Consider the following 11,383-nt stretch of genomic DNA (forward strand, 5'->3'; position numbering starts at 1 on the left):
GACATATAACTTTGGCCTATATAGGCAATGCTTGGCTAAAACTTGACCACATAATGCGGATTCGGTAGCGCCCGCATTTTTGCATGCCCCAGCTAAAACGAACTGGGCTACAATACCCGCCCAAACACCAATATGCTCTGGCAACGGTCGGCCTAGCTTAGCGTTTCGATTGCAACCCAGACCCTTAGCGCCAGAAACGGTAACTTCTACAAAATGGCAACCCTTGATCACTTTTCTGAGAGTCGTCAGAACAACTTTACCGCGTTGCGCCTACTTTTTGCGTGGATGGTCCTATATGGTCACGGCTTTTCGATTCACGGTCAGGGAAGTTATCGCGACCCCCTAAACAGCCTTTGGCAGGGCAGCCTATGGACCGGTGAGCTGGCGGTACTAGGCTTCTTTTGTATCAGCGGCTTTCTAGTCTGTAAAAGCCTCAATCACCGGCGACTAAGCGAGTTTTTACAGGCTCGCGCTCTGCGCATAATTCCGGGGCTACTCGTTTGTACACTCATTACGGTCTTGATACTCGGCCCCTTGTTAACCAACGTGCCGCTGTCCGAATATTTCACCCAAACTGACACCTTTCGATATCTGGGTAACGGTTTAGGTTTTTTACCAATTCAGTGGCATTTACCAGGTTTATTTACTGAAAACCGGCTTGATGTGGTCAATGGCTCCTTGTGGACACTACCGGTTGAGTGGTTTTGTTATCTACTTTTGGCCCTGCTCGGTTACGCCTTAGTGCGGCTACCCTTGGGCCTAGCCAATGTATTTTTAATACTCATCGCTCTATGTGTCGGAGTGTTTTTGACATACCCGGGCGCCGAACTCGGCATTAGCTTGCGCTGGAGATTGCCGTGCCTCTATTTTTGTATAGGCGTCGCGATATATACAAACCGGAAATTTATCCCTTTGCATGGCGCCGTTGCCATCGTTATGTTAGCCGCCTTTATATTTGCCAAGGGCACAAGACTCGACACCTATCTAAGCGCTATAAGTCTGCCTTATTTAATTGTTTATCTGGCTTACGGATTGCCATCTGGGTCGATATCGGAAAAACTGAGTGATGCCTCTTATGGCATTTATATTTATGCCTGGCCTGTCCAGCAATTTATCGAGCAGACTCTAACGCCCTCGCCCTGGCTGGGCATGCTTTACTCGACCCCACTTGTCGTGACATTAGCGTTGGCTTCGTGGCATTTCATAGAGCGGCCTATGCTTCAATTCCGCCCAGCCAGCTCTAAAATGACCCTAAATCCCAACGAATCTGCGCAAGGGTCGGGCAAATAAACGAAACCTTTGCCACAGCGATATTCTAGAGCGATGCCTCCGCCAGGAGTTTTGCTCAGCAATCCGTCGCTCAGCCTCAGCCGTCGATAAATTTGCTTGCAAAATATCGTCAAGCCCCGGCACTAGCGGCAGCAATTCATCAATTAGGTTATAGAAGGCCGGCGCATTTAGTTCCGCACAGTGCGAATGCTTCTTTGAGTTTTGTTGAATACGGCCACTTAAGTCGACACCCTGCAAATATTTTTTCGCCAGCTTCTGATTGCTAGTACCGATATCAATTTGCAACAAACGCATTAAAGTTGGCGTTACAAAAAGCTGGGAATCTGTAAATCGTTGATTGAATTCCGGAAGCCGGCTATAGAGCTTGTTGCGGGTTTTTCTTGCCAACTCCGTTGGCAAAAAATAATTCAATATGCGCTTGTATTCGATCAAATCTCCCTTTATCGATGGATTGCTGGCCTCTGGAGATTGAAACCCTTCACTCACATCAATATTCAGGAAGTTCCAACAAAAATCGTCCACTACACTATTATTTTTCATTGTGGCAGTTTCAAAAAGTTTTACGCTCACATTACCGGCAAAATGCAACTCCCATTTACTGAGAAATTTCATATAGTCTACCGCACCAGAAAACACCTTTCGGTAATAGTCTTCTAACGTATACGTAAAGTTGTTGTCTGCATGCACCTCCTGAGCGTAGGAGGAGACCAAATAGGAAAGCTGGTCCCGCACATAGGCAATAACGTGTACGTCATAACCGCTGAACAGGCTAGCCGCTACTTCAGGGGCCATATTCTGAAAGGCTTCACTGCTGATCAAAATAGTACCGACTGGCGCACTGTCGATTTCATCGCGCAACGCCTGCACAAGAGAATTTTGCAAAGGGCTGTAACGCGCACGCAGCTTACCGATTCGACGCATCGGGAACGGCTCGGCAATGAGGTGATGACCAAAATTGCGCACACCCGTCTCAGGGTAATAAATGCCTCGCTCAATAAGGGCCCGACGATTAAGGCTAAAGAACGTCTGGAGCGAAGTGGTGCCGGACTTGTGCCGGCCTATATGCAATAGAATTCGCTTACTCACGGGTTTGACAGAACCTACTTAAGTGACCGCTAAAGCCGCTATTGTACTGCCAACCATAAAAAAGGCCACCTGTTAAGGCGGCCTTCACGACAGGGGTCAGAAGCTTCAACCGTAGGGTATCAGTCGTCTGAGGGGTAATTCACTACGGCAATGTAATGCATATTGACCGCTTCTTCTCCAACAAAACCCGGGATAAAACGGGAGCCTTTCAGTGCACTTTCGATGATACGCGCGTCGCGGCGGGCACGGCCACTGGCCTCTACCGTTTGCACGCTATCGATGCCACCATCAGCATTCACATTGCCGACAATACGAGCCAGCTTGCCATTATTAAAGAACGGCTTACCTTCACCCCGGTCCGCATAGCTGCTGTACCAGTCGCTATTGTCCAGACGCTCTTGGGGCGCAAAGTAGCTAACACCGTGCTCGCGCTGTAACGTACCTAGGTTGGGCAACATCACCACGTTAGGCTGAGTTTCATTGCGCGAGTAAACCACACGGAAAGTCATACGCACCGGCACCGCTTCGCCATCAACCTGAGCGGGACTAAACGCCAAACCGTCCAAAGCGCGCTGAGTTTGACCTTGCAGGTCATTGTAACCGGCTTTGTCGAAACAATTTACATTGCTAGCGACACCTGAAGCCGCAATGTCGGCCTGACAATAAACCGCGATGGTTCGGTTATCAGTAGCCATAGACTGGGGTATAACAACTTTGCTAGTAACCTGTTCGGCAACATCACCAAACTGGGCAGGCTGATACATGGAGCTCGCACTGCTGGAAAAAGGCAGTATAACTGCCAAAATTGCCAGTGAGCCGAGCACTTTTTTGGTTAGACGAGTTTTCATGCTCATATCCTCTTTACTGGGGCGTACCCCAACTACAAATTGCGCTAAATAAAAGAGCTTAAGTAGCGCTGTTGTTATAAGAATATCACCCGCCTAACCATACGATTGTTAATTTATTGTGACAGAAATGACTTATTTGCCTCTTTTTTTCAGAAAATTACTGTTTTTCTTACGATTTTGCTCAAAATGATGCTTAATAACGGAGCGCGGTGAGCATTTTTTGTGCATTTTGGTCACATTTATAACAAAACATTCTAAGCGCCGACGGCAATTCTGATACCTAAACTAATGCAAAAAGCCATTGGGGTAGATTTACAGATAAAAAAAGCCGCTGATATGCCATCAGCGGCTTTGTCGCAATCCTTTGCGTTATAGGTGTCCCATTGTAGCTCGGCGGTTAGAATGAATATTTAAAATCCAAACCAACGCCCGTGCCTTGCTCCTGCTTTAATATCGTGACATTTTCGCCGCCTGAATTAACCTGATCAAACTCACGGTCCTGCCCCAGCAGATTGCTCAGCTTCAGCTTCATACTCAGGGTTTCCGTTGGGTAGAAGGTGTAGACCAAATCAAGCGAGTGATAAGGCTGCTCAAAGGCATCATCGTGACCGTTGGCGCGCGCGGCATAATAAACGCGATCACCAAATACGTTATACAACAGCGAGGCCGTGTGATAACCGTCTTCCGAATCGAAACCTAATTGCGCATTCATCACATACTCGGATTGACCGGTCATACGACGCGTGGTGTTGGTAAAGCCTTCACCATCCGGCGATACAATTTCCGAATCGCTCAACGTCAGGTTACCCGATACGAAGAACCCCGCACCCAAGCCTTTTTTACCTTCAAACTCCAAACCGTAAATTTCACCGGAAATGGCGTTGTAGTATTGCAGCAAGATGTCATCATCGGAGCCCGGCGCACGCGTCTGCTCGATTGGGTCAGTGATGTCTTTGTAGAACAGAGATACGGTGAAATTATCGCCATCGCCGTAGAACCACTCAGTACGCAAGTCGAGGTGATCAATCTCCGAAAACTTCAACAGCGGGTTACCCTGTACACGAATACCCATTTCAGGATCGATGTATTCCACGTCAGAGACTTCACGCAAATCAGGACGAACGACCGTCTGACTGACCGAGGCACGAACCTGGAAGTCATCGGCATTCATAAAGCCCTGGTTCATAAACGTCAGGGCTACCGACGGATACCACCCATCATCTTTAATCGCGTAAGTTTGATCTTCCTTGGCCAACTGATCGTTCAGGTCGCGAATTGATTCACCGGTATAGTCCAACAAATCAACCGGCAGTACCGCCTGGCGGAAGTCTTCGTAGCGCACGCCAGCGTTGATACGCCAGGTGTAGTCGAAGTTGATATCGATCGAGCCATAAGCCGCATCGGTCATTTGCCCGGCAATGTAACTTTCTTTACCCAGCCCAGTCCCCATGGTGAACTCAAAACTGTTATCGAGGCTGCTGAGGTTATCATCAGACAACACCTCACCCGGAGTACCCGTCATGACATCACCGGAAACGCCCGCCGCGTCAATATTCGCCGTATAGCCGTAATAGGCACGCGCCTTGTCGTGGTAGTCGTAACCGCCACTTAAGGTCACCAGGTTGTCACCAAAGTTTAAAGGCAACTCCACGTCCCAGCCATAACTGTCTACATTATCTTCCAGCTGCAGAAACGAGAAGGTCGCCATCGACGTTGTTGACAATAGGCGCGAGGTAATTACCTCACCGGTTTCCGGGTTTAGAGTATTTGAAGCCTGAACGTTTGCCTCGTTAGGCACAGCGGTTTCAGCTTTTGAGTCAGAGTAGTACCAGTCGACGTTGATTTCATCCATGGCATCGAACAGGTCGAACTCAAACGTGTGGTCACCGGTTACCTGTAAAATTTCCAGGCGGCGCTCTTCGAAGCGTGTCTGATAATCCAGCACCTGAGTGCCATCCGACAGCGTATTATTCGAATCAAAACCTTCGGAAATACTCGCCATATCTTCAGTATTAGTAATGTAAAAACCACTGGCTTCAATGGTGTGCATTTCCTGAAAGCTAACGCCCGCGCTCAGTGCCGCCAGCTGGCGAATTTCTTCACTGGTGCGAGTGACCTCAGAGTTCACACTCTCGGGGCTGCCTATACCTTTTTTCTCTTGGTTTTTGTTGCGCCACTCTTTGTCGTAAGAAAGGTTGGCCAATGCACCTATACGCCAGTCATCGGCCACATACCAAGAGTTACCCAGCGACAACTTGCCGCTCATATCCGGGTCCAGCGACTTGGGCGTAATTTCAACATCACGGTCCAGCGTCAACATCAGATCACGGTTCAATTGCTGAGCTTGCTGACGAAGCTCGGCGCTTGCCGCACCGCCGGAGGTGTGCAGAACTTCCAGAATACCGTTCGAGCTAGGATCACCCTGATACTGAGCCAGGGCATTACCGATTGCATCGGGTATAGCGTTGTCGACATCACCACCAGAATAAAAAATACCATCGTCGCTACTGGTAGAATTCCAGCCAGTACCCAGCGAGATGTCAAACACGACATCATCGGGTATACCTTTGGTGCGGATATTGACGTTACCGCCACCGAAACTAGCGGGCAAATCAGGCGAGTACGCCTTTTGCACCTTCAATGTTTTTACGATAGTTGAGGGCAATAAATCCAGCGGCAAAACATTGCGCGTCAACTCTGGAGAGGGAACTGCAGCGCCATTTAATTGAGTACTGGAATATCGCTCACCCAGTGAACGAACATAGACATACTGATCGTCGACAACAGTCAGACCAGTAACACGAGCCAGTGCTGATGCTATATCAGAATCACCCGCGCGAGAAATTTGATCAAAGCCGAGTACATCAGCGGCATATGGCTGCTCGATGCGCTCGTCGATAATTGAGTCGGACGCGCTTTGCAGGCGGCCAATTGTCAGGACTTCTTCAATCACCGGTGCTTGAATACGGGGTGTCGAAGACAATTCACCGGCGTCAGAGGATTGTGCAACAGCCTGTTGGCCACTGTACAACGCGACGGACGCTGCCATTATCGCCAGGCTTATCTGGCGTCGCTTGGAAGTCATTGTGCGCATGTTAAAAACCCATTCAGGCGGTTTTCTATTCGATTGGAGTTCGGTTCGCCAACGTGAAATGCAATAAAGGAAATGCGATTAACGTCAGCGTGATGAGACAGACCTTGCGGCCTTATCGCAACAAGGCGCCCAAGAAAGGCGCCTCGCCGCTTAGCTTTGGACGTTAAACTTAGTTGTCCAAACCAACAGTCCAACCGGCTACCCAGTCGTCGGAACCAACGGCACCAATGAAGTCAACCGCTTCAAAAAAGGTGCTGGAACCTGAGTCACCCAAAGCAGGAGCTGCTCCAGCGTCAAACTCATTTAACAGCATGGTTACGTCGTAAACAGGCACGTCAATCACGTTGCTGTTGCCGTCCATCATATTAGCCGCGGTCATGTAAGCGCGTGGGTTACTGTCCAAACCTTCAATAACAACCGCTGGCAATGCGCCGACAGTGTTCTCATCAAAGATGTAGTTGTCGGTGTTCTCACCCGAAGCCAACCAAGCATCAATATCGAAAGCGCCATTGGCAGGGTCAACACCCGCTTTAGTCGCCTCAGTACATGCGATAACAGTGCTCTTCACCACTGACCAGCCACCGGTAGCGGCAAAAATGGTTTGTGGGCCTTCTGAGTCATCCAGCTCAAGACACTCATTAGACTCCATACCCGAAGCGTTTGAAGTAACGATTGAGTTGTAAAGCTCGAAGTGCGCACCTTCGCGGAACAGAGGACCTTCTGAGCTACCTTTTGAAGATGGATCGGTGCCGTCACCTTCATCCACGTTAGAGGTGATACAAGTCAGGTTAGAAATACGACCTTTAGTGAAAGGCTCCAGGTCATCGGCACGACCTTCACCGGTGTTGTCTGCCTCAACACAACGATTCGAACCAGAAGTGTGAGTAACCAGTGCGAACTGGATGTTACCCACCCAACCTTCAGAGAAGTCGATAGAGTCGTCACCAACGTTAACCGCAACAATGTTTTTCAGGTCAACCGCACCACCGAACATTTCAAAACCATCATCCTGAGTGGTGTAAGTTTGCACGTACTCGATAGTAGTGCCAGAACCTACACCGTTCAGGGTCAAACCGTTCAACTCGCTGCCATCAACCACTTCGAAACCAGCGTGCTTGATTTGAACGTAACGAAGAATACCGCTGCTTTCTGCGTTGTTGTTGCCGCCGTAAGTTGCTGGGCGACCCTCTGCAGTAATGTGACAGTTGTGTACGTTGTTGTCAGTCGCTGCGCGCTGCTCGTCAGTACACTTATTGGTAATACCGTTACCGTTAATTTGAACACCACCCCAAAGGCCGCGATCAGACTCAGTGCCAGCGCCATCACGCAGATCCGCTACGGCAGAGAAAATAATCGGAGCATCGGCAGTACCTTCAGCCAAAATAGAAGAGCCGCGAGCAACACGAACATAGTCGGTAGAGGCGGAGAAAGCGATCAAAGAACCGGCTTCAACCGACAGTACCGGACCTTCTCCTTCCTGAGGAATACGAACACCGGTAGCCGCTTCACTGGCGTCAACATCTTCGCCTACCCACAGGCTGTCCTGGAAAATATGGATGCCGCCGTTTTCCAGAGCAGGAATGTTCAAGTCAACAGTTAAAGGGTTTATATCGCTTACGAATGCAGCGCTATAAGTACAGCTGCCATTGGCGTAGCTACCTTCGCGGGTCTGACCGTTTTCGGTGTAAGACGCGCATGGGTTTTCGTCAACGGGAGTGCCACCGCCGTCACCGGCTTCGTTGGTAACATTGTTTGTGGTGTTGTTTGAATCGATAACATTGCTCGAAGGATTCAGGTTAATGTCACCACCACCACAGGCAACCAGCATGGCAGCCAAAGTGTTTACGCTAATGAGGGTCTTGATCTTCATAAGTTCCAACTCTCCCGGAATGGATAGTTTGCAAAAAAATTTTAAGGCCGCAGGCCTAACCTGCGGCCAATAATCCGTAGCACTTCTGCGTGCCCAGTCCATGGCTGACTGATTTCTCGGCGCTTGCCTAAAACAAGCTCAGTGCTCATGTGGCGCCTATACTTGATTAGATTTATGAAATTTGCGTGACAAGTATGTGAAGGTTTTATTTCAGATCGTTTTTTGATCAGACCTTGCGCCGGTGTAATTGGGCCACACCGTAAGCGGGTACCAACATTTCAATTTGTGACGATCTTCTTGCAGTGGCGTTAAGCAGTGGAACTTTCCCAACTAGGTGCATACTGTTCCCAAAATACGTTGACACATATGGATATCCGTATATTAGAATGCTCATTTTTACAATTAGCACCACGAGGACGACTCACAAGAGATCACTATGGATCACAGCCAGTTTTTTAAGTGTTTGGCCGATGACACGCGCCTGCAGTGTTTACTCCTTATGCAGCAGGCCGGAGAGCTGTGTGTTTGTGAGTTGACGCAGGCACTGCAACTGAGCCAACCCAAAGTGTCGCGGCACTTAGCGGTACTGCGCCAGTGTGGGCTCCTCGCCGATAGGCGCAAAGGCAAGTGGGTGTATTACAACCTCCACCCCAACTTGGCGGGCTGGATGCTCAACGTGCTCGACACCACCTTGCAGGATTATCGAAAAGGCAGTTCCGATTTTCAGCGGTCACTGCAGCTGCTGGCGAGCGGCGCAGGAAGGGTATGCACGTGAGCAACACCAGACACTTCAATACCACAACAGGAATATAAACGATGAAAGTAGGCATTAACGGCTTAGGGCGAATGGGAAAACTGGCATTGCGCGCAGCGTTCGATTGGGATGATTTCGAGATCATTGCCGTAAACGACCCCGCAGGGAGCGCCGAAACCTTCGCCCACCTTCTCAACTTCGACTCTGTTCACGGGCGCTGGCATCACGAGGCGACAGCCGAAGGCGACTCTATTGTGGTCGGTAGCAAGCGTATTCGCTGCACGCAAAACACCGATATTAGTGCAACGGATTGGTCCGACTGTGACCTGGTAATTGAAGCCAGCGGTAAAAACAATAATTGCGCTGCGCTGCGCTCTTATATTGAACAAGGCGTCAAACGCGTCGTCGTCAGTGCGCCGGTAAAAGAGGCCGGCGCGGTTAATATTGTAATGGGCGTTAACCAGCGAGAGTACCAGCCGGATACACACCGTATTGTTACCGCAGCCTCCTGCACCACCAACTGTTTGGCCCCCGTTGTCAAAGTAATTCACGAGTCATTAGGCATTGTGCACGGCGCCATCACCACCATCCATGATATTACCAACACGCAAACCATTATTGATGCGGCCCATAAAGATTTGCGCCGGGCCCGCTCCTGCGGCAGCAACTTAATACCAACCACCACCGGCTCTGCCACCGCCATTACCCATATTTTCCCAGAGCTAAAGGGCAAGCTAAACGGCCACGCCATACGCGTGCCTATTACCAACGCCTCTATTACCGACTGTGTTTTCGAGGTGGCACGCCCCACCACAGCCGAGGAGGTTAACGCGCTATTAAAAGAAGCCGCCGCGGGAGAGCTTAAAAATATTCTCGGCTATGAAGAGCGGCCGTTGGTCTCGTCTGATTACCGCACCGACCCACGCTCCAGCATTATCGACGCGCTATCCACCATGGTTGTCGATGGTACCCAGGTAAAAATTTACGCCTGGTACGACAACGAGTGGGGTTATGCCAATCGCCTGGCCGAGCTTGCGCGTTGGGTAGGCCAACAAGATTCGGCTCAATAGTGGTTCATAAAGCTATGCAAAAACTTGCCGCGCTGCCAGAGTCGGTTCGACAATATTTGTTGATTACCGCCAACTACTGGGTATTCACGCTTACCGACGGCGCTCTGCGCATGCTGGTGGTGCTACATTTCTATAAATTGGGCTATGCCGCGCTCGATATTGCCCTACTGTTTTTGTTTTATGAAATTTTTGGCGTGGTTACCAATCTGTTCGGAGGCTGGCTAGGCGCCCGCGTTGGCCTAAACCGCACCATGAATCTCGGCTTGCTGTTGCAGGTGCTGGCACTGGCCATGCTTTTAGTGCCCAGTGCGGCACTGACCTTAGCCTGGGTGATGGCCGCTCAGGCACTTTCCGGCATTGCCAAAGACTTAAACAAAATGAGCGCGAAAAGCGCCATAAAGCTGTTAGTGCCCAAAGGGGAAAACTCAGCGTTGTTTCGTTGGGTTGCATTGTTAACCGGCTCCAAAAATGCTTTGAAAGGCGCAGGCTTTTTTCTTGGTGGCGCCCTGTTAAGTGCCCTGCAATTTCAAGGCGCCGTCAGTGCAATGCTGCTGATGCTCGGCGCCGTCTGGCTACTGAGTATATTGACCTTAAAAAATGATCTCGGGCGTGGCACAAAAAAAAGCAAAATTACCGCTGTGTTTTCCAAAAGCCGAGCCATTAACGTACTCGCCGCGGCCCGCTTATGTTTATTTGCCGCCAGAGACGTGTGGTTTGTCGTGGCCCTGCCCGTGTATTTAGCGAGCAAGCTTGCCTGGCCACACTGGCAAGTGGGCAGCTTTTTAGCTGCCTGGATTATTGGCTATGGCGTAGTGCAAACGGTGGCGCCAAAGCTGTTCTACCGGTCAAGTCATTCCGGCCCGGGCGGTACAGCCGCGACCACCTGCGCTACCGTACTGACCCTGGTGACCGCAACTCTTGCGGCTGCCATGAGCATTGGCTTGCCACCTGCGGCCACACTCGTTATCGGACTGATGATATTTGGCGTAGCCTTCGCCGTTAATTCATCGCTGCACAGCTACCTTATTGTTAGCTACGCGCGGGACGATGGCGTCTCACTCGATGTCGGTTTTTACTACAGCGCTAATGCCGCCGGGCGATTGCTGGGCACAGTGCTTTCCGGCTGGCTATTTCAAGCTTACGGCCTGATACCTTGCCTGTGGGTATCGGCGGGGCTGCTTGTCAGCGCAGCGCTGTTATCATTAGCACTTCCCAAGACTATAGACCCGGCCTAGCAGGCTGCTGAAAAACCCCATGCATGCTCAGCGTGGCCTGACGCGTGCAGATGTTGTGTCTTGTCTCGACGCACAGGGTGGTTCCCTTTGCTAGAGGCAAGGCGCAGCAGATGTGCGCTTCAGGTCACGCCCTGCG

Annotated in this window: 8 protein-coding genes; 4 read left to right on the plus strand and 4 right to left on the minus strand. The window is 50.3% G+C overall.

What is annotated here, in order from left to right:
- Positions 1-213 precede the first annotated feature (213 nt).
- Positions 214-1,290 (plus strand): acyltransferase family protein, encoded by a 1,077-nt coding sequence (locus QWI17_RS06525; RefSeq protein ID WP_302721729.1) that lies wholly within the window; start codon positions 214-216, stop codon positions 1,288-1,290.
- Here QWI17_RS06525 and QWI17_RS06530 read toward each other — a convergent pair.
- From QWI17_RS06530 to QWI17_RS06545, 4 genes are all read right to left on the minus strand, one after another.
- The gene (locus QWI17_RS06530) at positions 1,252-2,376 is read right to left on the minus strand and encodes a hypothetical protein (protein WP_302721730.1); all 1,125 of its coding nucleotides are present in this window, start codon (positions 2,374-2,376) and stop codon (positions 1,252-1,254) included. The genes QWI17_RS06525 and QWI17_RS06530 overlap by 39 nt on opposite strands.
- A gap of 119 nt (positions 2,377-2,495) precedes the next feature.
- Entirely contained in the window at positions 2,496-3,224 is a 729-nt protein-coding gene (locus QWI17_RS06535) for a hypothetical protein (RefSeq protein ID WP_302721731.1), read from the minus strand.
- Positions 3,225-3,621: 397 nt separating this feature from the next.
- Positions 3,622-6,318: a TonB-dependent receptor domain-containing protein gene (locus tag QWI17_RS06540; protein ID WP_302721732.1), complete on the minus strand. Its 2,697-nt coding sequence runs from the start codon at positions 6,316-6,318 to the stop codon at positions 3,622-3,624.
- A gap of 169 nt (positions 6,319-6,487) precedes the next feature.
- Positions 6,488-8,188 carry a beta-helix domain-containing protein gene (locus QWI17_RS06545; RefSeq protein ID WP_302721733.1) on the minus strand — a complete coding sequence of 567 codons (1,701 nt, stop codon included), beginning with the start codon at positions 8,186-8,188 and terminating at the stop codon, positions 6,488-6,490.
- 436 nt (positions 8,189-8,624) lie between these two features.
- Between QWI17_RS06545 and QWI17_RS06550 the strand changes: the two genes are divergently transcribed.
- From QWI17_RS06550 to arsJ, 3 genes are read left to right on the plus strand one after another with little or no spacing between them, the layout of a single operon-like run.
- Positions 8,625-8,963, plus strand: a complete 339-nt coding sequence (locus QWI17_RS06550) for a metalloregulator ArsR/SmtB family transcription factor (RefSeq protein ID WP_302721734.1) — start codon at positions 8,625-8,627, stop codon at positions 8,961-8,963.
- 41 nt (positions 8,964-9,004) lie between these two features.
- Entirely contained in the window at positions 9,005-10,012 is a 1,008-nt protein-coding gene (locus QWI17_RS06555) for an ArsJ-associated glyceraldehyde-3-phosphate dehydrogenase (RefSeq protein WP_302721735.1), read from the plus strand.
- 14 nt (positions 10,013-10,026) lie between these two features.
- A complete protein-coding gene (arsJ, locus tag QWI17_RS06560) occupies positions 10,027-11,247 on the plus strand; it encodes an organoarsenical effux MFS transporter ArsJ (RefSeq protein WP_302721736.1) in 1,221 nt (406 codons plus the stop codon).
- The last annotated feature ends 136 nt before the right edge of the window (positions 11,248-11,383 follow it).

The sequence above is a fragment of the Gilvimarinus gilvus genome, from assembly GCF_030518155.1.
Lineage (GTDB): Bacteria > Pseudomonadota > Gammaproteobacteria > Pseudomonadales > Cellvibrionaceae > Gilvimarinus > Gilvimarinus gilvus.